The sequence below is a fragment of the Oleiphilus sp. HI0066 genome, from assembly GCF_001635725.1.
The window spans coordinates 24,873-46,843 of sequence record NZ_LWFH01001333.1 but is presented as its reverse complement, the minus strand read 5'-3'; the positions used below and the strand labels follow the sequence as shown (position 1 = coordinate 46,843).

Here is a 21,971-nt window from a genome sequence, read left to right as displayed (position 1 = left end):
ACCTATATTGCAGAACGAGCTGAGCAGCAAGGCTTACTAGTGGTCAACAAACCTCAGAGCCTTAGAGACTGTAATGAGAAGGTTTTCGCTACGGCTTATCCACAGTGTTGCCCTCCCGTATTAATCAGTCGCAACCCAAAACAGTTGAGAGCCTTCGTTGATGAGCACCAGCACGTCATTTTCAAGCCATTAGATGGAATGGGTGGCACCTCTATATTTAACGTAAAAGCTGGCGACCCAAATATTGGTGTCATATTAGAAACGCTTAATAATTTTGGTGAAACGCAAGTGATGGCTCAACGCTATATCCCCGAAATATCAAAAGGAGATAAGCGCATACTCATCATTGATGGAAAGCCCATCGATTACGCTTTAGCAAGAATTCCCAGTAAAGGCGAGCATCGTGGTAACTTAGCCGCAGGCGGAAGAGGGGAGGCACAACCGCTTACAGATCGTGATCGTTGGATAGTGTCTCAGATTGCTGATGATTTAAAAGCCCGCGGTCTGCTCTTCGTTGGCATCGATGTCATTGGTGATTACCTCACCGAAATTAATGTCACTAGCCCTACGTGCATTCAAGAAATTAATCGCGCCTATGATCTTGATATTGCAGGCGATCTAATGTGCGTTATCGAACAGAAGTTAAATCAATAATTCATCTAAATAGACCGGAGAGCATGAAGTCGTGGCAGCAATACCTCAAGCAAATATAAAAGCTAGTGACCGCTTGAGCTTCACCATTTTTGTCGCCATTGCACTCCATGTACTCATGGTACTCACCGATTTTATTCAAGATGACCCCAAACCCGTCGCCAAAACCATGGAAATTACCTTGGCACGATTTGATGACGAAAAACGGCCTGACCAAGCAGATTTTTTAGCTCAAACTAATCAGCAAGGCAGTGGAAACGTCGAGGAAAAAGTAAGACAAAGTTCTCCAACTAAGTCGATCGATGAAAGTATGCTAATTCAAGAATCAGCATCTCCGGCCAAACCACAACAACAAGAAACTGAAAAACGAAGCGCTGTGGTAACGCGTGTCGCAGATGATTCTTTCAGTGCGTTGTTCGCTCCCGATCAAGAGTATGTCCCTGATTCTGAGCAGCCTGAATTACGCTCTCTGATTGAGCGCAGCTTGCAAATTGCAGAATTAGAAGCAAGCTACGAAGAACAGCTTCAGCAATATGCCAAAAAACCTCGTGTTACTCGTCTAGCAGCGGCTTCTACAATGAAGGCTGTTGATGCACGTTACGTTGAACAAGTCGTTGCTAAAATTGAGCGGGTAGGGCGTCAATTTTTCCCTACAGATCGTGGACGTAAACTGTACGGAAAGCCTCGCGTTTTAATCTCCATCTATTCAGATGGCAGTCTTAGAGATGTTGAAATTCGTTCAAGTTCTGGTGACCTAGTATTAGATGCAAAAACCAAAGATATCGTCAGCCGCGCCGCGCCCTTTGCTCCCTTCCCAAGTGAAGTAAGAAAAGAACGCGATGTACTTGAACTCATCCGTACATTTTCTTACACAGGAAAAGGTGTATATAGCTTTTAGCGCGACTAAACTACGGCCAGCGCAATATTTGAGAGAGCCAAGTTGACTGATTCAATCAACCTACAAAACCATTTTTTAATTGCGATGCCGCGTTTAGAAGATCCGCACTTCAATGGCACGATCACATACGTTTGCCAACATAATGAAGAAGGAGCCATGGGTATCGTGGTCAATAAAGCCGCTTATCTCGATCTAAATGAAATATTCGAGCAACTCGAGCTTCCTCTTTTAGAAACTGAGTCGCCAATTGAAGTCATGCAAGGCGGTCCGGTTCAAGTCGATCGAGGCTTCGTTCTGCATAACGATGGTTCATCTTGGGACAGCTCCTTTGCCGTAACCAAATCAATTCAATTAAGTACGTCTCAAGATATTTTAGCTGCGATTTCAAAAGGTAATGGTCCAGAAAATTATCTTGTCGCTCTAGGCTATGCCGGCTGGGGCCCAGGACAATTGGAAGAAGAGATCGCTCAAAACTCTTGGCTAACCTGCGTATCTAGTGAAGAAGTGATCTTTTATACCGACACCAAAAGCCGCTATGACAGAGCATTAGCAAGCATCGGGCTAGATGCAAGCCAACTCACATGGCAAGCAGGCCATGCCTAAAAATTATATCTGCTTCGATTTCGGTCTAAAACGCATTGGTGTTGCTGTTGGTAATGACTTCATTGCAACAGCCAAAGAACTATCACCAATAAAAGCGAAAGACGGCATTCCCAATTGGCAACAACTTGAGGCACACCTAAAAGAGTGGCAGCCAACAGCAGCCGTTATTGGCCTACCGCTTAACATGGATGGAAGTGAGAGTGAGCTCAGTGCTCGGGCACGAAAATTCGCAAATAGAATACATGGTCGCTATCACCTAGCAACGCACATGCAAGACGAACGTTTATCAAGTTACGAAGCAAAAGGAATTGTATTGTCTGAACAGGGGCATAGAGACTTTGGTGAACATTCAGTAGACGGCCTTGCGGCCTGCCTCATCTTAGAAAGTTGGTTTGCGCAGAAGCAAGACGAGAACTAACTCGAAAAGATTAAGATAAGAATCAAAGGAAGGTGCACTGATTAAACCCTCAGAATTAAACCAGTGCGAGACAAACTAGTTCACAGCATCTTTAAGCGCTTTGCCAGGCTTAAAACCAACGCTTTTACTCGCTGGTATCTGAATTGTTTTTCCCGTTTGAGGGTTCTTGCCGGTACGTGCACTACGCTCTCTTTGAGAAAAAGTTCCGAAACCAATCAAACTAACTGGATCGTTTCTGGTCATAGCATTAGTGACTTCATCGGTTAATGCATTGATGACTTCACCCGCTTTATCTTTAGTTAATCCTGTTTTTTCGGCGATAGCTGCTGCAAGTTCAGGTTTTTTCATAACATTTCCTCTTTTATTATTTGCTTTGAAAACGGCGAAGGCTTAACTTTGCTGCCCTTTAAGATAGCGAACTTAAGTAGCTAAGCAATCAAAAAATCAATAATTGCCAGATTTCATAATATTTGACATCGAATTCGACATACATTGACCTCTTTGTGGCATAAATCTCACAAATAACAAACTACTTAATAGATAATCTCGCTAATAAATAGATTTTATTTTTTACCCATCTCAGGATCTTGATGGGGTTTTGCAGGAGTATTCAGTGAACGTCAATTTAGCGTTGCGCAAAATCCGCTGGCTTGTATTGTGTATTGGTCTAGCGACGATTTTCGGTGGCTGTAAAGCGATTAACCAATTTTTGGTAAAGCCATTCATCAAGCCAACCGGTGATACAGTAACGCTTCTTGGTGAAGCACACATCGTTCCTTATCTATTAACAACAGATGATACCGAAGCAGGTTGTGCTGGTGCTGAAGCGCTTACATCTATGGTTATGGCGCTAGGTCGAATTACTGAAGAACCTCACGAACTTGCAATTCTTCTTCACCTTGGTGCAGGCGGCTGTGAAGAGGCAAGAGCAGCAGAGAAAGAACTAGAATATCTTCGCTACATCCGTGCACTTCAGCCTGACTTCGCTGAAGATGCATTGATCGCACAAAAACGCCACCACTTAAAAGCTGCAAAACGCTATCTCGTCGCCTGGGATGAACTGATCAAGTTCAATGACGACAACGAAATCGGCCGTCCTCTCGAGAATGGTGGTGTTGAGTGTCCCGAGTTGACACAAGACTTTGACCAAATTGTTTGGCTAGCTGGCCTTGCTGGCGGATTACTTGCCCTTAACAACGACATCATGTCGGGCTCTTATATCGGCGTTCCTAAAAATATCGCCGCTCAAGCAGAACGTGCAGCTGGCTGTCTAGATAATAAGAAATGGTTCGGCGCACCGCTCGCACTTAAAGCAACAGTATGGAGCTTGCTACCAGGTGCGACACCAGAAGGGGAAGACCCGTGGGCTCGCTTAGAGCAGGCTGACCTTATTGGTGAAAAAGCACGCGTACGCTTGTCACATGTTTTCCATGCTGTAGCCGCTTACTCTAAAGGCGACGACGAGCGTTTACGTGCGATCATGAAACGTCATGCTGAGCAGATAAATGAATTTCCTGCAAATGAGCAATATCGTTTATTCGATGCAACCGCGACAGAAGTCTTAACGCGACTCTCAGATAAAATGTGGACAGAAGCAACTGGCAAGCGAACACCACTTGGTGGTCTAGGCACTTTCTGGGACGAAAACGCAGCAGACGATATCGAGGAAGTTTCACTCGACGACCTCTTCTAAAACCCTTTTGTGAACTAGCGCACGTCATTATTGCTATAACGAGAATTAATAGTGACTAATTGGAACGAATTAGCGCTATTCACACCTAGTTACCCTTCCTAAGAGCCGATATAATCTATCGGCTTTTTTATTCGATATAACAACGAATTACCTAAATATAAATTTAAACTAGGGGGTAGGAATTTCGTGGTTTCCAATACTTTAAAAAGTCGCTCACCCATTGAGTGGCTATCGTCCCTTCCTGCTTGTATCTTGCTTTTGATGGTTGTCATCTTTAGTACAAGTAGTGATGTCCATAACCAAATACTGCAAGTAGGCGAACATTATTGGGAGGGTTATTACAAACTACGTACAGATCCCGAGCTACCAAGCTGTGATGCTCAACTTGATGTTGAGGCTGCCGTACAAGAGCGACTAGCTGAAAGCGCGGAAGAAGACGACTTCGGTCTTTTCGATGCCGAACCAGCTGATCCTGAGCTCATTCGCCAATCAATAATAAACTCAAAAGCAGATTGTGTTGCTGCCTTTGAGTCGTACGAAGAAACTAAACAACGAATCACTCCTGCATTGGAAACTTTCAGAGCTGTTGAGTTATTCGTTTCTGAAGTGATTGCTGTAGGCATCATGTCCCAGAAATTTATTCTGGTTGGTCTAATCTTACTATGCGCTACAACTGCTACATTCACACGTCACCACATTGCTATGCGTCCGGTGATGTCTCGCTTAGATCACTACGTGGCGAGCACAGCTCAGTTAGCTGCTAATGGCTTACTACTGGCGTCTGCTGTAGCATTTAGAGATCTAGCACATTCAGATGGATCCAAAATAACCGCTGACGTGGCCTTCATTCATGAACTCTGGGTCTATGGCTTCGGCGTACTCACCATCATGAGTGCCATCAACATATTCCGACCTGCGGCAGATCTCACACCAGGCGGCAACATTGGTCGAGCTGGTCTAGCTATTCCATTGTACGCAACCATGACAATCATTGCTGCGGCGTTCTTCTTCTTTGGCCTAGGTGAAGGCAACAAGCCTAACCCAGCAGCACTAGGTATTCACCTAGACAAGCTTCTTGATCTCAGTGACATGTTCTTGAACGTCGGCTTGTACGTCTGGATAGGTATGATGCTTAAGCAAACGCGCTTTGCATCGCTCGTGCTTTCTTTGTTCAAGCCATGGAAACTACCACCAGAGCTATTAGTTGTTCTTGTCGTAATTCTTGCGGCTATTCCAACAGCCTACACTGGCGGTTCAGGTATTTTCGTTATTGCGGCAGGTGCCGTGATTTATCACGAGTTACGCGCTGCAGGTACGCGTCGTCAATTGGCACTAGCAGCGACAGCGATGTCCGGCTCAATGGGTGTTGTATTACGTCCTTGCTTGCTTGTGGTTGTTATCGCATTTATGAACCGTGAAGTCACAACTGACCAGTTATTTGGTTGGGGTGTATACGTATTCATGCTGAGCGCGGTGATGTTTGGCTTCTTTGCATTGACGCTTAACCGTCAGAGCAAGTTTGAACTTGCATCTCCAGGGCAAGCTTTCCCTGAAATGCTTCAAGCTTTCCGTCCATTGATTCCTTACATCATCTTGTCTGTTGCCGTTGTATTGTTCTATCGCTATGCGGTAAACGTTCGCTTAGACGAATTCTCAGCAGCACGTATTCTTCCAGTTATGATGCTTGTGATTTTGATTTATGAGCACGTGACGAAGAAAGAAGCAGTTAGCGAAGATGGTAAAACGAAGATTCCTCACAAAGGCATCGAAACCAACATTCGTACCGCAACGAATCAGACAACAGCAGAAATCGGCGCATTATTGTTATTAATCGGCTGTACTATCTGTCTTGGTGGAACCATCGAGCGCTCCGGCATCGTAGAGACATTCCCTGCTGAATTCTCAAGCGTTTGGGCGGCAATGGGCTTACTTGTTTGCGTATTGATCGTCATGGGTATGATCATGGAACCGTTTGGCGCAGTTATTTTAGTAAGTCAGACAATTGCTCCAATCGCTTACAGCGCAGGTATAGATCCAATTCACTTCTGGATGCTGACACTGGTAGCGTTTGAGCTTGGTTATCTGAGCCCACCGGTTGCACTTAACCACTTACTTGCACGCCAGGTTGTAGGTGAGAAAGAAGCTCTGGCTGCTGTGCTAACAGAAGGAACCTTCTACCAGCGTTATGAGAAAATACTTCTCCCTCTTATTACGATGGGTACAGTACTTCTTATCGTTGCGTTCACACCACTGTTTTATCAAATGATGTCTTAGTGACACCTTGGTAAACCAATAGTAAAAGCCCTGCCTGATCTATCACGCGGGGCTTTTTTCTACTTACTCAATTCACATGAAAAATCACATAGAAAAGGATTCCTATGCAACTCAATCGCACTGCTGCATTACTGCTTAGCATAGTCATTACGACACTCTTAATAGTTCATTCATCAAAATTAGAAGCAAAGAACCTGCAAGGCTCCAAAGAGCAGTGCAAAAGGATCGCGACAAAGATCGATATGATCAATGATAAAAGACGTGCAGGAGGCAGCTCCGCACAAATGGACAAGTGGCGAAAAAAGCGAAATGCACTAAGCGATAAGGCTTATAAATTGAATTGCAGAAAACACGGAATAATCAAATAGGCATAAAAAAACCGGTGACTGTTTCCAGACACCGGCTTTTTAAACTTCAGGCCAAGCTACTAAGCCTTAGGCCCTGCAGCAACGATAGACTCTGATACATCAAACTTCTTAAAATTCTCAACGAATTGAGAAATCAAATCAGCCGCTTTCGCATCATAAGCATCTTTGTCTGCCCATGTATCACGAGGGTTAAGTAGGCCAGAATCAACGCCTGGTACAGCTACTGGGATATCCAAGTTAAGCTGTTCTAAATGTGTTGTTTCCGCATCAGCCAAAGCACCGCTCTGAATTGCAGAAATGATTCCACGAGTTGTTGGGATGCTAAAGCGCTGGCCCACACCGTATGAACCACCAGTCCAACCAGTGTTAACTAGGTAAACTTTGGAACCGAATTCTTCCATACGCTTCATTAGCAATTCAGCATATTCACCCGCTGGGCGAGGGAAGAACGGCGCACCAAAACATGTTGAGAATGTTGACTTAAGCTTAGAGTCTGAGCCCATCTCAGTAGAACCAACCAAAGCCGTGTAACCACTTAGGAAGTGATACGCTGCTGCTTCTTTGCTCAGCAATGATACTGGAGGCAAGACACCTGTCATATCACATGTTAGGAAAACGATTGCATTTGGCTCGCCAGCAAGATTCTCTAGTACACGTTTTTCAACGTGCTCTAGCGGATATGCACAACGACCATTCTCAGTAAGAGAGGTGTCAGTGTAATCAGGAGTACGAGCATCATCATCGATTTTTACATTCTCAACGATCGCGCCAAACTTAATAGCGTCCCAAATAATTGGCTCATTCTTTTGGCTAAGATCAATTGTCTTCGCGTAACAACCACCTTCAAGGTTAAAGACCGTGCCTTTACCCCAACCGTGTTCGTCATCACCAATCAAATAACGCTCTGGATCTGCTGAAAGCGTTGTCTTACCTGTTCCAGATAGACCAAAGAACAAAGTTGTTTCGCCATCTTCACCGACATTCGCGGAACAGTGCATTGGCAAAACATCTTTTTCAGGAAGAAGGAAGTTCTGAACAGAGAACATCGCTTTCTTCATTTCACCAGCGTAACGCATGCCTGCAAGAAGTACTTTGCGTTGCGCGAAGTTGATCATAACAGTGCCATCACTATTTGTTCCGTCACGCTCTGGTACACATTCAAAACTAGCAACGTTCAAAATTTGCCATTCTTGCTTGTCAGCAGGATTAAATGTCTCAGGACGGATAAACAAGTTGCGACCAAACAGATTTTGCCAAGCAGTTTCTGTTGTCACTTTAACAGCAAGATAGTGCTCAGGATCAGAACCAACGTGAAGGTGAGATACATAGCTGTCTTTTTCAGCAAGATACGCTTCAACACGCTCCCACAATGCATCGAATTTATCCGCATCAAAAGGGCGGTTGATCGGACCCCAGCCAATAGCATCAGACGTGCTTGGCTCTTCAACAATATAACGGTCCATTGGAGAGCGACCAGTTCTCTTACCAGTTGTAACAACTAAAGAACCGTTAGCAGCTAAACTGCCTTCTTTACGCTCCAGTGCATGTTCAACTAGTAATGCTGAACTTAGATCAACAAAAGTGTTACTCACTTTGACCTCACCTAAAATAAAACTAACTGGCTTGGAAAAATCCAAACCCTTATAAAATTGGGGCGCTATTATGACAAATCGCCAATTAAAAAACGACAGTAAAATAGACGCCAAGCATTATGCGCTTTATGTGTTCAATGAATAACCAATTAGTGCGGCTTACCGACATTAAATAACTCATTGACACGCTCGCGATCAAATTCGTAATGCGCACCACAAAATTGACAATCGATTCCTATCACAGGCTCTTCATCAAGAATCGACAGCGCCTCATCTTTCCCTAAAGAATAAAGAGAATTTAAAGACCGCTCCTCGGAACATGTGCATTCAAAACGCACAGGCTCTGACTCATACACTTGCACACTTTCTTCATGATAAAGACGATGCAAGATAGTCGCATTGTCATTCTGTTTGACCTCTTCAAAGCTCAATGTCTCAGCGAGCTGCCTAACACGATCCCAAGCATCTTGATCATCGATATATTTGTAATCAGGAAGCTTTTGAAGCATCAAGCCATAACAGTACTCGTCATCACTCGCAAACATGAAATGCGTATCTAGCTGCTCTGATAAATCAAAGTAATGCGCCAAACATTCAGCCAACGTCGATCGCTCTAAAGGCACAATCCCTTGATAACGCTGTCCCTTATCAGGCTCTATGGTGATCGCTAGTTGTGCTTTCCCCAACAAATCGCCTAAATCATTAGAGTCCGGCAAAGCGTCCTCATAATGCACGATACTTCGAAAAGACTTTTGATCTGTCGCTTCTGCCATTAACAAACTGACGGGGCCTTCACCTCGAGCATGTACAGCTAGTCTACCTTCAAACTTGAGTGTTCCTGTCATCAATACAGATGCACAGGTTGCTTGTGCTAACAACGCTCTAGGTATTTGGGGATAGTCTTTGTTTGCAGTAACTTCTTGAAAGCTTTTTGACAAGCGAACAATTTCACCTCGAATATGGCATTCATCAAGGAGGAATTTTTGGAAGGAATCTCCTTCAAGCATAATTATCTCTCTGTCTCTAATCGTTTCGTTGATCTTTGAAACGATGAATTAAACGACGATCCCGTTTATTCGGTCTTCTAAACGGTACTGGCTGACTTTCGCGTTCCGCACGACGCTCCGCCACTTTCTTTTCACGCTCTATTCGACTTTCTTCCGTTTCTTCGTATAGCTGTTGAGCTAAGGTTGCGTTTTGACGACGATCTGACAAGCTAGCCACTGTCACGACTTTATCCACCCAGCCTTGTCGAATTTGCAAAGTAGCGCCCAAATCGACCGTCTTACCTGGTTTGCAACGCTGACCGTTGTATTGCACTTTGCCGCCCTCTACAGCTTCTTTAGCCATAGACCGGGTCTTAAAAAATCTTGCTGCCCACAACCATTTATCGATACGAACTTTTTGCTCAGAACTTTCTGTCATGACGAAGGCATTACATCCATAAATGAAGACAACAAAGGATAGTCACTTTTCACTCTCATAGGTCCGCGGCTATCTGGTTTTACGATATTGATCAAATGCACGAGTCCCGCTTTTTTAGCAGAATGAAGGACATCTTCATTATCATCAAAAAATACTGTTGAGCGTGGATCAAAATGTACTTTGTTGCGCAAAGCTGTCCAAAACTCTGGATCTTCTTTCGGTAAGCCAAAATCATGAGATGTATGCACTTCATCAATATAATCGCCTAGATTGGTGCATTGCATCTTAATTTCAACACCTGCTCTGTGAGAATTTGTCACAAGCAATACGCGATAAGGTCCAGCGGATATTGCACTCAGGAATTCTTCAGCAAATGGCCGGTAGGCTATTTTGTCTTTCACTTCATGTTTTAATTGGATCAAATCCATATCAAGTAAGTCAGACCAATAATCAAAACAATACCAATTTAAGGTTCCTTTAAGATCTCGAAAATACTTGCTCAGAAATGTATTCGATTCTTCAAGCGTCATTCCTCGCGTATCAGCGAAGCGCTTTGGAAGATGTTGCATCCAAAAATAATTATCGAAATGCAGGTCTAACAAGGTGCCGTCCATATCAAGGAAGACGGTATCGATTTGATTCCAGTTGAGCATCAAACTCTCTATACTTTATGGCAATTGATTCGATGCATTTTAACGAAGCAGGGTAGCTATGTCAGATTTAAGCGCGTTTTTTGAACCACTTTCAGTTATTGCCAAGGATGCCGGCAAGGCAATTTTAGAAGTATATAACTCAGATTTTCCCATCGAGATAGATACTAAAAGCGACGATTCCCCTGTTACCAAAGCCGACTTAGCGGCACACAAAATCATTGAAAAGGGTCTACGAGCCCTAACTCCAGATATCCCTTTTTTGTCAGAAGAGGGTGGTCTACCAGAGTATACAGAGCGAAAGCATTGGCAACGCTACTGGCTTGTTGATCCATTAGACGGCACAAAAGAATTCATTAATAAGAATGGCGAATTCACCGTTAATATCGCCTTCATTGAAAACCACGAGCCAGCGCTTGGACTCGTTTATGTTCCGGTAACAGATACCTTATACTTGGGCGGCCTAGCATTCGGAAGCTTCAAAAACTCAGCAGGATTACACGAACAAATTGCGATCAAGCCCGTTAATCTCGGCACCACATTAACGGTTGTAGGAAGTCGTCGACACGGTGCAGAAGCGCTAGATAGCTTGTTAGAGAAAGTTTCAGATACGTTCTCGAATATCGATCGTGTAGATATGGGTAGCTCCCTCAAAATTTGCGCCTGCGCTGAAGGATCCGCTGATTGGTATCCACGCTTAGCACTCACTTGTGAATGGGACACCGCTGCGGCGCACGCTGTTCTGAAAGGCGCCGGCGGTGAAATCTATACTCCGGAACTCACACCATTGCGTTACAACACAAAAGAAGAAATGTTGAACCCTTTCTTCCATGCCGTAGGTGACACGAGCTTTGATTGGAAAAAATTTCTATAAGCGGAAATTATCAGCTATTCAAAACGAAAAAAGCGCGACCTTTTTCAAGATCGCGCTCTTATAAAACCTTCAAAGCTATGGCAGCTTAATCTTCTTGCTCTACCACATCATTCGCTTTTCGGCCGTTTAAGGTACAACCCAAGCAACGTACAAATGTCGTTTCAAAAGGACCTTCGACTAATACTTCGAATGACTCTCCAATGTTACCACCAAGCGCAGAAAATGGTGATGAAACAATAAATACGCCCGCACCAAGAATAGTCGTGACAAACATTAATGGACGCACAAACAATGCGTCGCCAGTCATCGCCATTGCACTTGGGGTTTCATTAACAGGATTTGCATGGGCAATAGTTGGAAGAACAAGACTCACACACAGCGCCACACTGCATAATATTTGTTTAATTTTATGGTACATCGAAACTCCTCCACCAGAGCCGAATTTTATTAAAGAGACTTCTAAGAATGCACGTTAAGTGAATGATTTAACTATAGCTGCTGTTTGCTCACTGTCTAATGTTTCATCCCGATTACCTTATTTCTTGTGATCACTTTTGACACACTGAACAAAATACCGTGCTTCTACCCGAGTGCCTGATTTCTTTAAGGGTCTCACCACAGTTTTTACACGGCTCACCTTGGCGACCATATACGAACAACTGCTGCTGAAAGTAGCCCGGCTTGCCATCCCCACCGACGAAATCCCGCAAGGTTGTCCCGCCTTGCTCAATCGCTCGACTCAATACAAGCTTTATATTTTTAAGCAATTCAGCATAACGCTTTTTTGAAATTCGCCCTGCGGCACGTGAAGGGTGAATGCCTGACAGAAACAAAGCCTCATTAGCGTATATATTTCCAACCCCTACAACGACATGGCTATCCATAATGAATTGCTTCACAGCAATAGATCGACTCTTTGATTTTTGATGCAGGTAATCAACATCGAACGCATCCGACAAAGGCTCTGGTCCTAACTTGTTGATTAACTCATGCTTACTCCAATCCTCTGTCCACAAAATAGAGCCAAAGCGTCTAGGATCGTTAAAACGCAATACATGATCTGCAAAGCAAAAATCCACATGATCATGCTTCTGTACTTCAGTATCTGCAGACACAACCCGCAAACTCCCTGACATTCCCAAATGAATTAAGATACTTCCTTGATCAAAACTCATGACAATATACTTGCCGCGTCGAGTCACGCTTTTTACGAGATTAGGCGACCAAATTTCTAACTCCGTAGAGACAGGCCAGCGTAATCGGCTATTACGAATTGTCATACCTTGCAGGACTTTCCCTTCGCTGTAAGGCAAAATACCGCGTCGCGTTGTTTCTACTTCTGGTAGTTCAGGCACTATTTATTCACTCAGATTGAAAGGTTGATCATTGTCTACGAAGCAGGGTAAGCAAATCAAACACTTGGGCGTTGATGCTGGTGGCACATTCACCGACTTTGTTCTGATTGAGTCAGACCAGATGCAAACACATAAAGTTCTCTCTACGTCAAGCAATCCGGCGAAAGCGATTATTCAAGGCATCCTGGAACTCGGTCTTGAAGATGACTTGCTATCTGGTTCCCTGAACATTATTCATGGCAGTACAGTTGCGACAAATGCCGCGCTAGAAGGTAAAGGCGCACGCACCGCTTACATCGCCAACAAAGGCTTCAAAGATGTACTCAGCATTGGCCGTCAAAATCGCAAAGAACTATACAATCTAAAACCGGTCAAAACTGACCCGCCAGTACCGCCAGAATTATGCTTCGAAGTTGACTGTCGACGCGATGCACAAGGCAACATCATTACTCCCTTAAGTGATGAAGCGATCTCTCAGCTAGTTGAAGATGTAAAAGAGAGCGGTGCCGAAGCGATCGCTATCAACCTTTTATTCTCGTTTTTGAATAGTGAGGAAGAACAACGCATTGAGAGCGCCTTGAACAAAGACTTTTTCGTCTCCCGTTCGTCTTTTGTATTGCCGGTTTATAAAGAATATGAACGCGGCATCGCTACATGGCTTAACGCGTCATTGGGCCCAAAGGTCAATAACTACCTGAGCATGCTTCAAGACAAACTCAAGAACAATCATGTTCAAATCATGCAATCGTCTGGCGGCCTACTGACACTGGATGAGGCCAAAAAACGCGCCGTTAATCTTCTTCTCTCTGGACCTGCTGGGGGGCTATCAGCCGTCCGATTACTCGGAAAGTCACTCAATCAAACGAAAATACTCAGCTTTGATATGGGAGGCACAAGCACCGATGTGAGTTTAATGGATGGAGATTTCTTGTTAAGCAGCGAAAACTCCATCGCTGACTGGCCAGTAGCTATCCCTATGCTAGATATGGATACTATCGGGGCAGGCGGCGGCTCTATTGCCTGGATAGATGAAGCGGGCATGCTACATGTTGGGCCTGAATCTGCAGGTTCTAATCCAGGGCCGGCCTGCTATGGCCAAGACGGAGATAGGGCAACCGTGACGGATGCTAACTTGATTCTTGGTCACATCCCTAGATCTGCCAAACTGGGTGGTTCATTAAGCTTAGACTTCGATAAAGCAATACAAGCAATCGAAAAACTAGCGCAACAACTATCTTTGAGCATTGAAGAAACGGCGCAAGGCATCGTTCAACTTGCAGAACAACAAATGTCAGCAGCGCTGCATAATATCTCAGTCAAACAAGGGCATTCGCCTAAAGACTTCAGTTTATGTTGCTTTGGTGGCGCAGGCGGGATGCATGTTTGCTCTCTTGCAGAAAAACTCAATATCAAACGCGCTATTATCCCACGCAATTCTGGCGTCTTGTCTGCGTTCGGCATGCTCACCGCAGCGCCTATGCGTAATGCAACACACTCCTACATTCACCCTTATCAAGACGTTAGCAAAGAAACACTTGCTGACTTATTTGACAAAATGAAAGCGGAGATAGCTGAAGACAGCCCAGAGCTTGCGCAAACAGGGAAGATTAAACAACACCTAGATTTAAGATACTTGGGGCAAAGCTACACGATTGAGGTACCTTACTCTGAGCGCTCTGTCGAGGAGTTTGAAGCCGCACATGAACAACGCTTCGGTCATCGTTTAAATAAAAAAATCGAGCTCGTTAATCTGAAGTTGAGTATCGAAGGTGTTCCAGCAATTAATTCTTTATCGAAACCAATGCATACAAGTTCTTCTTCAACATCATTGCTAAACAATGAAATCGCAGTGATCGAACGAGATCATATTCAACTGGGCGATATAGTGACTGGTCCAGCTATTATCACAGAAAAAATATCGACCACCTGGATACCAAAAGCCTGGCAATGTGAATTAGATAGGTTTGGAAATTTACTGCTATCGAGGCCTTAAGATTTGATTTCGTAAAGCCTAGAGATAACCTGACCTGCCTTTTTGGATTTCAGCTCTTGCCATACGCTAGGAATGTCTAGCTGTGACAATTCCGCCTCTGTTTCGATGTAAACAAGCCCCTCTGGCGCTAAGACTTGCCGGTTATCAAGAAGCGCTAGAACCTGATTAACTAAATCTTTTCTGAACGGCGGGTCAATCAATACGATATCTAAAGGCTCTCCAGAATAGCTTTGAAGAAAACTGAGGGCATCGACATGACTCACTGATGCCGGCACATTTAACAGCGCTTTGTTTTGTTCTAGGTAGCGAAATGCTTGTGTATTTTTTTCGATAAACTGCACATGTTTCGCGCCGCGTGATGCAGCCTCAAAACCAAGCGCGCCACTGCCCGCAAACAAATCTAGTACGTTCGCACCAATGACTTCATGGCGCATCCAATTAAATACTGTCTCACGAACGCGATCTGTTGTGGGACGCAAACCTTCTACTTCAGGAAAACTCAAACGACGACTTCGATGCTCTCCAGCAATAATGCGAAAAGAACCTTCACTTTTTTTTTCTGGCTTACGGTTTTTTTTAGCTCGTGCTGGCATTAGAATTTAGCTCATAATCGCGTTGATCTCGGTCGGCATAAATGCTCGCCGCTTATTGTAGTGCGGACACAGTTTCTATCAATCTAATTATCACCTGTCGATATACAGGATGACATTCTTTCTTTGGACGACTCATGGATAACCAAATGCTTATCGGTTTCGCAATTATCGCGCTCATCGCGATCGCCTTCGTTATCGATATCAAAACCAGAAAAGTTACTCACAAGCAACTTCCTCCGTTTGCTAAGAAACAAAGCTTACCGCCTCGAGAGCAAGTCACCGAACAGCCAAAACCAATTAGCGAAACACTAGATACTTCTAGCGTTGAACCGACTCCAACAGCAGAAATCGCAGAAGTTACTGACATTGAACCGGCTGCTGAAGAAAAAGTCGAAGAGATTACTGAAGAACCCTCAACGAACTTCTTCTCTCGTATTGTATCTGGCTTAAATAGAACAAGAGGCCAACTCAGTGATGGCTTGGGCCAACTTCTTCTTGGTAAAAAAGAGATTGATGAAGACCTTCTTGAAGAAATCGAAACACAACTCCTGATGGCAGACATCGGTGTTGAAGCGTGCTCTCAAGTTATTCAAACAATCACAGAGCGCTCTGAGCGCAAAGAGCTTAAAGATTCTGAAGCTATTTATCAGCTACTCAAAACCGAACTAGCTGCTCTTCTTGCCGACAAGCAAGCGCCGCTTGAGATCCCCAAAAGCGATACACCTTTTGTCATATTGGTAGTTGGTGTAAACGGCGTAGGCAAAACGACAACCATAGGCAAGATGGCCAAGCGTTTTCAAAGCCAAGGTCACTCTGTCATGCTGGCTGCAGGTGATACATTCCGCGCAGCAGCCGTGGAGCAACTGCAAGTATGGGGCGAACGCAATGATGTTCCAGTCGTTGCGCAACACACGGGCGCAGACAGTGCATCAGTGATCTTTGATGCCGTTGAATCCGCAAAATCTAAAGGCATTGATGTCATCATCGCCGATACAGCAGGTCGTCTTCAAAACAAAGACAACTTGATGTCAGAACTCGAAAAAGTTGTTCGAGTGATGAAGAAGGTTGATGCACAAGCACCACACGAGGTGATGTTGGTACTTGATGCTGGCACAGGACAAAACGCACTTAGCCAAGCGCAAATATTCCAACAAGCCGTGGGCGTTACAGGAATCAGTCTGACGAAATTAGATGGTACTGCAAAAGGCGGTATTATTTTCGCCATTGCAAAACAGCTCGGTTTACCGATTCGTTTTATTGGCGTCGGCGAACAAATCGATGACTTACGTCCCTTCGATGCGGATGAATTCATTGAAGCACTTTTTGAAAAACAAACAGACGCTTAAGTTGTTAAAGCATGATTCAGTTTATTAACGTCGGAAAACGTTACCCTGATGGGCACGAAGCCCTGAAAAATGTTTCATTCGAGCTCGCGAGAGGTGAAATGGCATTTCTAACAGGACATTCCGGCGCAGGAAAAAGCACACTACTTAAACTAATCATGCTGATGGAACGAGCCAGCAAAGGTCAAATCACGGTTGGCAATCAAAACCTTGCACGTATTCCTCCGCGACAAGTTCCTTATTATCGTCGCCATGCAGGTGTTGTATTCCAAGACCACAAACTTCTGTTTGATCGCACAGTCTTTGATAATGTCGCGATTGCGATGGAAGTTGCAGGAACGCCACCAAAGGAAATTGCTAAACGCGTACGGGCTGCACTCGATAAAGTTGGGCTACTGAGCAAAGAGAAGCTCACGCCCATTCAACTTTCTGGAGGTGAACAACAACGTGTTGGTATTGCTCGTGCTGTCGTCAACAAGCCACCTATTCTGTTAGCTGACGAACCTACAGGTAATCTTGATCCAGAGCTATCGGCAGAAATCATGAAGCTGTTTAGCGACTTTAACCAAGTGGGTGTCACGGTGTTGATTGCAACGCATGACTTAGAGCTTATTTCACGCCTACCTTACCGAGTAATCGAACTTGATCATGGCCACATCAGAAACGAAGAGGCATTCGTAAATGGCTAAGTCAAATTCACAAGGCGCTCAAGTTTCTGCATCAAAACCGATGCTTGGCAGTTACTTTGGTAATCACAAAAAAGCTCTTTCTCATACCCTTAATGAGCAAAAGAAAAAACCATTAGCATCAATCCTTACGTGCGCCGTTATTGGTATTGCTATCTTATTGCCCACTTTACTAGGCGTGTTCTTAAGCAATCTCGAGCGCTCTCAATTGAGCTTTGATAATACGACTCAAATGACGGTGATGCTAAGCAAAACATTATCGCCGATTAAAGGGGCAACATTTGCGCAAGAACTAACAAAAATCGAAGGCATAGAGTCAGCCAAGTTCATCCATCAAGATGATGCTCTTGAGGAATTTAAAGCAACATTTGAACTCGAGTCGACACTTGAGCACTTGAGCGACAATCCCCTTCCTCACAGTATTATCGTAACCCTGAGTGATTCTGCTAATACGATAGAACAAGCGCAAAAACTTCGCACTAGCCTACTAGGAAAGCCTGAAATTGATCTGGTTCAGCTTGATTTAATGTGGGTTCAGCGACTCAACTCTATTACCAACTTTCTTAGTTTAAGCACCTGGATTCTTGGGCTAATGCTAAGTATTGCTGTCATTTTAATTCTCGGAAATACGATTCGATTAGCAATCGAAAACCGAAAAGACGAAATTGCCGTACTTAAGCTGGTAGGAGGAACGGACGCGTTTGTTTGTAGACCGTTTCTGTACTTAGGTATTTTCTATGGCATAGGCGGAGGAATATTTTCCATTATTTTATGCAGCGTGGTGTTAGCCATTCTAGCGCAACCTATTGAAGCACTGAAAGCTTCATATCAAAGCGATTTTAGTTTGTCAGGTTTGAACATTGAAACTACACTTTTTATTCTGTTAGTTGGAACATTTTTAGGTTGGTGCGCTGCCAAAATTTCTGTGAAACAACATATAAGCGCAATTGAACCAAGCTAATACCTATCTACGAAATTCGGAACTTTTTAAGGCTTAAGTAGTCCAACCACTCAACATTAGCACACTTGAGCACAAAAGCGCCGAGATGCTATGATGCAAGGATAACGAATAGAGGAATATTAATGGGCACAAGCTTACAACCCGTCGACATGTTAACTCCTGGTGGCAACCTTGAGTCTTACATCCAAACGGTCAACAGCATCCCGATTTTGTCAATTGAAGAAGAGCGAGATTTAACTGCGCGCTTACATGACGAAAACGACCTTGTGGCTGCGCGACACTTGATTATGTCGCATCTACGTTTTGTTGTTCATATCGCTAAAAGTTACTCTGGATATGGTTTAGCTCAAGCTGATCTTATTCAGGAAGGAAACGTCGGCCTAATGAAAGCCGTTAAACGTTTCGATCCGACATTCGGCGTTCGCTTGGTGTCTTTTGCTGTACATTGGATCAAAGCTGAAATTCACGAATTCATTTTACGTAATTGGCGCATTGTCAAAATTGCGACGACCAAAGCGCAACGTAAAATGTTCTTCAATCTTCGCAGCTCTAAAAAGCGTCTTGCTTGGTTTACCGCAGATGAAGTTGATTCAGTAGCTAAAGACCTTGGTGTAGAACCTCGCGTCGTTCGCGAAATGGAAGGTCGCTTGAGCGCTCAAGATACAGCATTCGATGCTAGCTCTGATGAAGATGATGACAGCGCGTTCTTAGCTCCAGCGAACTATCTAGAAGATCATTCAGCAGACCCTGCACGTGCTGTAGAGCTGGCTGATACATCGAGCGATACGCGTCATCGTTTAACTGAAGCCTTACGTACTCTCGATGAGCGTAGTTTAGATATCATCACCAAACGCTGGTTAAATGAGAAAAAAGCCACGCTTCATGAGCTGGCAGATGAATACGGCGTTTCAGCTGAACGAATTCGTCAATTAGAAAAAAATGCGATGAAGAAAGTAAAAGGCTTAATGGATAGTTAGGCCTCTTTCTTCTACTAAAAACCGCCAACAGGCGGTTTTTTTATGCCATTAAAATTCGGAGTTATGTCATGCATATTGCTTTTATTGGTGTAGGCCTCATGGGCGCTCCCATGGTTACTAACCTGATTCGTGCAGGTTTCTCTCTACACCTATGGAACCGCACCCAATCAAAACTCGACCCATTTCAGAAAAACGCGAATACATATACAGCTATCAGCGAGGCAGTTGCTCACGCAGACATTATCATCACTATGCTAGAGACCGGAGATATCGTTGAGCAAACACTCATGCAAGGCGATGTTCTTCAGGCGATAAAGTCTGGAAGCATGGTCGTTGATATGAGTTCAATACCGCCGGAACAAGCGCGTGCACATGCTCAGCTACTTAAGAATTATGGTATTTCGTATTTAGATGCCCCAGTGTCTGGAGGTACCGTAGGTGCTGAACAAGCGACTCTGTCGATTATGGCCGGCGGAAATAAAAATGACTTCGATAAAGCTCTCCCTATTTTCAATGCAATGGGTTCCGCCACACACATCGGCCCGCATGGTACGGGACAAGTCGCTAAACTGGCTAATCAAGCTATTGTAGGTATTACGATTGGAGCAGTCTCAGAAGCTTTATTGCTTGCTGCAGAGGGTGGAGCAGACCCTGTGGCAGTTCGTAAGGCTTTGGGTGGCGGTTTCGCTGCTAGCCGCATATTAGAATTACACGGTCAACGAATCATTGATGGCAATTATGAACCTGGGGCGCGTAGCCGTGTTCAATTAAAAGACATGCGCACCATACTCGATGAAGCTCGATTACAAGGTTTGACCCTACCCCTGTCACAACGCACGCATGACGGCTATCTGTCGCTAATCGCTCATGGCAAAGAGAACATCGACCATAGCGGATTAATGGTAGAACTCGAACGCCTCAACAATACATCGCACTTTGCTGAGAACAAAGAAAATGCCTAAATTCGCGGCCAATATCACCATGCTATTTCAAGAACATGACTTTCTTGATCGTTTTAAAGCAGCGAAAGACAATGGCTTTCGCTACATAGAGTATTTGTTTCCTTATGATTATTCCGCTCAAGATCTTGTCTCAAGATTGCAAGATAACAATCTAGAACAAGTCTTGTTCAACTTGCCTCCCGGCGACTGGTCAAAAGGGGAGCGAGGCATCGCATGCCTACCTGATCGTAAAGACGAATTTCGACGAGATGTTGATCAAGCCATTCATTACGCCGAACAATTAAACGTCAAACAACTCAATTGCCTGTCAGGCTTAAAACCAAACGATTTGAGTGAAGAAGAAGCTGAATCATGCTGGCTGGAAAATATTCACTACGCAGCAAGTGCGCTCGAATCAGCCGGAATAAAACTACTAGTCGAAGCAATTAACTCTAAAGTCGATATGCCTGGTTTCTACCTCGATACCCTCGAAAAGAGCCAGTCATTAATTGATCAAGTTCAACACACAAACGTTTACTTTCAATTCGACCTCTATCATATGCACATCATGCACGGCGATTTAGAAAGAAGTTTGAAATCTATCTGGCCACACATTCAACACGTACAATTTGCCGACAGCACTGGCCGACACGAACCAGGCACTGGCGACATTGATTTTGAAAAAGCATTCAATTTTCTAGACCAGAATGAGTACACAGGATTTGTTAGTGCAGAATATCTGCCAAAAACAGACACAGTTAGCTCTCTGGCGTGGTTACGAAGCTTTAATTAACGTGTAAAATTACGCTTGTGTTAAAACCATGTAAGTTCGGGATTTTCAGTTAATGCAGTTTAAATAGGTTTGCAAATGAGTTGGTGGGGAAAACTAATAGGCGGGGCACTTGGTTTCGCCGTATCAGGTCCCATTGGAGCAGTACTCGGCGCAGCAATTGGGCATAGCTTTGACAAAGGCTTAGCCGGCATTGAAAACTTTGCCCCTGATGACCTTTCAACAGAAGATATCCAAGCAGCATTCTTTGGCGCAACATTCTCAATTATGGGGCACGTTGCCAAAGCAGATGGAATTGTAAGTCAAGATGAGATAAGTGTTGCTCAGAACACCATGTCTCGAATGCAATTAAACAATGAGCAGCAAAAAGCAGCACAATCATTGTTTACTCAAGGAAAGTCAACCAGCTTCGACTACAAAGCGGTTGCAGAGCAGCTTAAACAAGAATGCGGACGTCGAAGAAACTTACTGCAGATGTTCATCGAAATTCAGATTGCTACGGCACTCGCTGACGGTGAACTTCACGCAAACGAGCAAGCGATTTTAATGGAGCTTGCTGAGATTCTCGGCTTTAACCGTCAACAGTTCGAACACCTTCTTGCTATGGCCGTGGCTCAACAACGCTTCCACCATAGTAATCAAGGCTTTGAAACCGAAGTTCATGCTTCCAAAATTGATGAAGCATATGAGGTACTTGGTGTAAACCAAGACTGCTCTGACCAAGAACTTAAGCGAGCATATCGGCGATTAATGAGCCAACATCATCCGGACAAGTTGGTAGCGAAAGGCTTACCCGAAGAAATGATGAAGCTTGCAACAGAAAAAACACAACAAATAAAAGAAGCTTACGAGCTCGTTAAGCAAAACAGAAATCTAAAGTAGAGGT

General features: G+C 44.2%; 22 protein-coding genes and 1 pseudogene. 15 read left to right on the top strand and 8 right to left on the bottom strand.

The window, feature by feature from the left end; all coding sequences use genetic code 11:
• The 4 genes from gshB to ruvX all read left to right on the top strand — a co-directional run.
• Positions 1-654 (top strand): glutathione synthase (gene gshB / locus A3738_RS19925; protein ID WP_068763801.1); only part of this gene is annotated, 654 nt, incomplete at its 5' end.
• Between the two features lie 31 nt (positions 655-685).
• On the top strand, positions 686-1,549 hold the full coding sequence (locus A3738_RS19920) for an energy transducer TonB (protein ID WP_082869120.1): 864 nt from the start codon (positions 686-688) through the stop codon (positions 1,547-1,549).
• Positions 1,550-1,591: 42 nt separating this feature from the next.
• Positions 1,592-2,152: a YqgE/AlgH family protein gene (locus A3738_RS19915; protein WP_068482911.1), complete on the top strand. Its 561-nt coding sequence runs from the start codon at positions 1,592-1,594 to the stop codon at positions 2,150-2,152.
• Positions 2,145-2,570 carry a Holliday junction resolvase RuvX gene (gene ruvX / locus A3738_RS19910; protein WP_068475544.1) on the top strand — a complete coding sequence of 142 codons (426 nt, stop codon included), beginning with the start codon at positions 2,145-2,147 and terminating at the stop codon, positions 2,568-2,570. Before A3738_RS19915 ends, ruvX begins: the two co-directional genes overlap by 8 nt.
• 75 nt (positions 2,571-2,645) lie before the next feature.
• Here ruvX and A3738_RS19905 read toward each other — a convergent pair.
• Positions 2,646-2,921, bottom strand: a pseudogene (locus A3738_RS19905) (HU family DNA-binding protein); the annotation flags it as partial.
• Positions 2,922-3,183: 262 nt separating this feature from the next.
• On the opposite strand from A3738_RS19905, the gene A3738_RS19900 reads away from it, so the two are divergent.
• On the top strand, positions 3,184-4,263 hold the full coding sequence (locus tag A3738_RS19900) for a hypothetical protein (RefSeq protein WP_068482917.1): 1,080 nt from the start codon (positions 3,184-3,186) through the stop codon (positions 4,261-4,263).
• Positions 4,264-4,449: 186 nt separating this feature from the next.
• Positions 4,450-6,537 carry a TRAP transporter large permease subunit gene (locus A3738_RS19895; RefSeq protein WP_068482921.1) on the top strand — a complete coding sequence of 696 codons (2,088 nt, stop codon included), beginning with the start codon at positions 4,450-4,452 and terminating at the stop codon, positions 6,535-6,537.
• A 427-nt stretch (positions 6,538-6,964) separates the two neighbouring features.
• On the opposite strand, the gene A3738_RS19885 is transcribed toward A3738_RS19895, so the two are convergent.
• The 4 genes from A3738_RS19885 to yrfG form a co-directional block, all read right to left on the bottom strand.
• Complete coding sequence (locus tag A3738_RS19885) at positions 6,965-8,497, bottom strand: phosphoenolpyruvate carboxykinase (protein ID WP_068483010.1); 1,533 nt, start codon at positions 8,495-8,497, stop codon at positions 6,965-6,967.
• Positions 8,498-8,646: 149 nt separating this feature from the next.
• A complete protein-coding gene (gene hslO, locus A3738_RS19880) occupies positions 8,647-9,504 on the bottom strand; it encodes an Hsp33 family molecular chaperone HslO (protein WP_068482924.1) in 858 nt (285 codons plus the stop codon).
• 16 nt (positions 9,505-9,520) lie between these two features.
• Positions 9,521-9,922 carry an RNA-binding S4 domain-containing protein gene (locus tag A3738_RS19875; protein ID WP_068476025.1) on the bottom strand — a complete coding sequence of 134 codons (402 nt, stop codon included), beginning with the start codon at positions 9,920-9,922 and terminating at the stop codon, positions 9,521-9,523.
• Positions 9,919-10,575: a GMP/IMP nucleotidase gene (gene yrfG / locus A3738_RS19870; protein WP_068476024.1), complete on the bottom strand. Its 657-nt coding sequence runs from the start codon at positions 10,573-10,575 to the stop codon at positions 9,919-9,921. The genes A3738_RS19875 and yrfG overlap by 4 nt, the downstream gene beginning before the upstream one ends.
• 58 nt (positions 10,576-10,633) lie before the next feature.
• Between yrfG and cysQ the strand changes: the two genes are divergently transcribed.
• A complete protein-coding gene (cysQ, locus tag A3738_RS19865) occupies positions 10,634-11,446 on the top strand; it encodes a 3'(2'),5'-bisphosphate nucleotidase CysQ (RefSeq protein WP_068501328.1) in 813 nt (270 codons plus the stop codon).
• An 85-nt stretch (positions 11,447-11,531) separates the two neighbouring features.
• Here the strand turns inward: cysQ and A3738_RS19860 are convergent, their stop codons facing one another.
• Together A3738_RS19860 and mutM are read right to left on the bottom strand one after the other, a co-directional pair.
• A complete protein-coding gene (locus tag A3738_RS19860) occupies positions 11,532-11,864 on the bottom strand; it encodes a hypothetical protein (RefSeq protein WP_068482930.1) in 333 nt (110 codons plus the stop codon).
• Positions 11,865-11,994: 130 nt separating this feature from the next.
• A complete protein-coding gene (gene mutM, locus A3738_RS19855; RefSeq protein ID WP_068482933.1) occupies positions 11,995-12,801 on the bottom strand; it encodes a bifunctional DNA-formamidopyrimidine glycosylase/DNA-(apurinic or apyrimidinic site) lyase in 807 nt (268 codons plus the stop codon).
• Positions 12,802-12,832: 31 nt separating this feature from the next.
• Here mutM and A3738_RS19850 point away from each other — a divergent pair, with 31 nt between their 5' ends.
• Positions 12,833-14,794: a hydantoinase/oxoprolinase family protein gene (locus A3738_RS19850; RefSeq protein ID WP_197472275.1), complete on the top strand. Its 1,962-nt coding sequence runs from the start codon at positions 12,833-12,835 to the stop codon at positions 14,792-14,794.
• Here the strand turns inward: A3738_RS19850 and rsmD are convergent.
• Positions 14,791-15,387 (bottom strand): 16S rRNA (guanine(966)-N(2))-methyltransferase RsmD, encoded by a 597-nt coding sequence (gene rsmD / locus A3738_RS19845; protein ID WP_068501325.1) that lies wholly within the window; start codon positions 15,385-15,387, stop codon positions 14,791-14,793. The two genes, A3738_RS19850 and rsmD, sit on opposite strands and share 4 nt — an antisense overlap.
• A gap of 134 nt (positions 15,388-15,521) precedes the next feature.
• On the opposite strand from rsmD, the gene ftsY reads away from it, so the two are divergent.
• The 7 genes from ftsY (at position 15,522) to djlA (ending at position 21,967) form a co-directional block, all read left to right on the top strand.
• Positions 15,522-16,733 carry a signal recognition particle-docking protein FtsY gene (gene ftsY, locus A3738_RS19840; RefSeq protein ID WP_156493586.1) on the top strand — a complete coding sequence of 404 codons (1,212 nt, stop codon included), beginning with the start codon at positions 15,522-15,524 and terminating at the stop codon, positions 16,731-16,733.
• Positions 16,734-16,744: 11 nt separating this feature from the next.
• Positions 16,745-17,419, top strand: a complete 675-nt coding sequence (ftsE, locus tag A3738_RS19835; protein WP_068480398.1) for a cell division ATP-binding protein FtsE — start codon at positions 16,745-16,747, stop codon at positions 17,417-17,419.
• Positions 17,412-18,377: a permease-like cell division protein FtsX gene (gene ftsX / locus A3738_RS19830; protein ID WP_082878368.1), complete on the top strand. Its 966-nt coding sequence runs from the start codon at positions 17,412-17,414 to the stop codon at positions 18,375-18,377. Before ftsE ends, ftsX begins: the two co-directional genes overlap by 8 nt.
• Before the next feature lie 122 nt (positions 18,378-18,499).
• Positions 18,500-19,354: an RNA polymerase sigma factor RpoH gene (rpoH, locus tag A3738_RS19825; protein ID WP_068482772.1), complete on the top strand. Its 855-nt coding sequence runs from the start codon at positions 18,500-18,502 to the stop codon at positions 19,352-19,354.
• 68 nt (positions 19,355-19,422) lie between these two features.
• On the top strand, positions 19,423-20,316 hold the full coding sequence (locus tag A3738_RS19820; RefSeq protein WP_068501322.1) for an NAD(P)-dependent oxidoreductase: 894 nt from the start codon (positions 19,423-19,425) through the stop codon (positions 20,314-20,316).
• Complete coding sequence (gene hyi / locus A3738_RS19815) at positions 20,309-21,088, top strand: hydroxypyruvate isomerase (protein ID WP_068501318.1); 780 nt, start codon at positions 20,309-20,311, stop codon at positions 21,086-21,088. Before A3738_RS19820 ends, hyi begins: the two co-directional genes overlap by 8 nt.
• A gap of 75 nt (positions 21,089-21,163) precedes the next feature.
• On the top strand, positions 21,164-21,967 hold the full coding sequence (gene djlA / locus A3738_RS19810) for a co-chaperone DjlA (protein WP_068501315.1): 804 nt from the start codon (positions 21,164-21,166) through the stop codon (positions 21,965-21,967).
• Positions 21,968-21,971: the final 4 nt, after the last annotated feature.

Excerpts from the sequence above, each read along its gene's own strand:
- ruvX (WP_068475544.1), top strand. The coding sequence starts at position 2,145 with ATGCCTAAAAATTATATCTGCTTCGATTTCGGTCTAAAACGCATTGGT.
- hslO (WP_068482924.1), bottom strand. The coding sequence starts at position 9,504 with ATGCTTGAAGGAGATTCCTTCCAAAAATTCCTCCTTGATGAATGCCAT.
- A3738_RS19875 (WP_068476025.1), bottom strand. The coding sequence starts at position 9,922 with ATGACAGAAAGTTCTGAGCAAAAAGTTCGTATCGATAAATGGTTGTGG.
- yrfG (WP_068476024.1), bottom strand. The coding sequence starts at position 10,575 with ATGCTCAACTGGAATCAAATCGATACCGTCTTCCTTGATATGGACGGC.
- cysQ (WP_068501328.1), top strand. The coding sequence starts at position 10,634 with ATGTCAGATTTAAGCGCGTTTTTTGAACCACTTTCAGTTATTGCCAAG.
- A3738_RS19860 (WP_068482930.1), bottom strand. The coding sequence starts at position 11,864 with ATGTACCATAAAATTAAACAAATATTATGCAGTGTGGCGCTGTGTGTG.
- rsmD (WP_068501325.1), bottom strand. The coding sequence starts at position 15,387 with ATGCCAGCACGAGCTAAAAAAAACCGTAAGCCAGAAAAAAAAAGTGAA.
- ftsY (WP_156493586.1), top strand. The coding sequence starts at position 15,522 with ATGGATAACCAAATGCTTATCGGTTTCGCAATTATCGCGCTCATCGCG.
- ftsE (WP_068480398.1), top strand. The coding sequence starts at position 16,745 with ATGATTCAGTTTATTAACGTCGGAAAACGTTACCCTGATGGGCACGAA.
- ftsX (WP_082878368.1), top strand. The coding sequence starts at position 17,412 with ATGGCTAAGTCAAATTCACAAGGCGCTCAAGTTTCTGCATCAAAACCG.
- rpoH (WP_068482772.1), top strand. The coding sequence starts at position 18,500 with ATGGGCACAAGCTTACAACCCGTCGACATGTTAACTCCTGGTGGCAAC.
- A3738_RS19820 (WP_068501322.1), top strand. The coding sequence starts at position 19,423 with ATGCATATTGCTTTTATTGGTGTAGGCCTCATGGGCGCTCCCATGGTT.
- hyi (WP_068501318.1), top strand. The coding sequence starts at position 20,309 with ATGCCTAAATTCGCGGCCAATATCACCATGCTATTTCAAGAACATGAC.
- djlA (WP_068501315.1), top strand. The coding sequence starts at position 21,164 with ATGAGTTGGTGGGGAAAACTAATAGGCGGGGCACTTGGTTTCGCCGTA.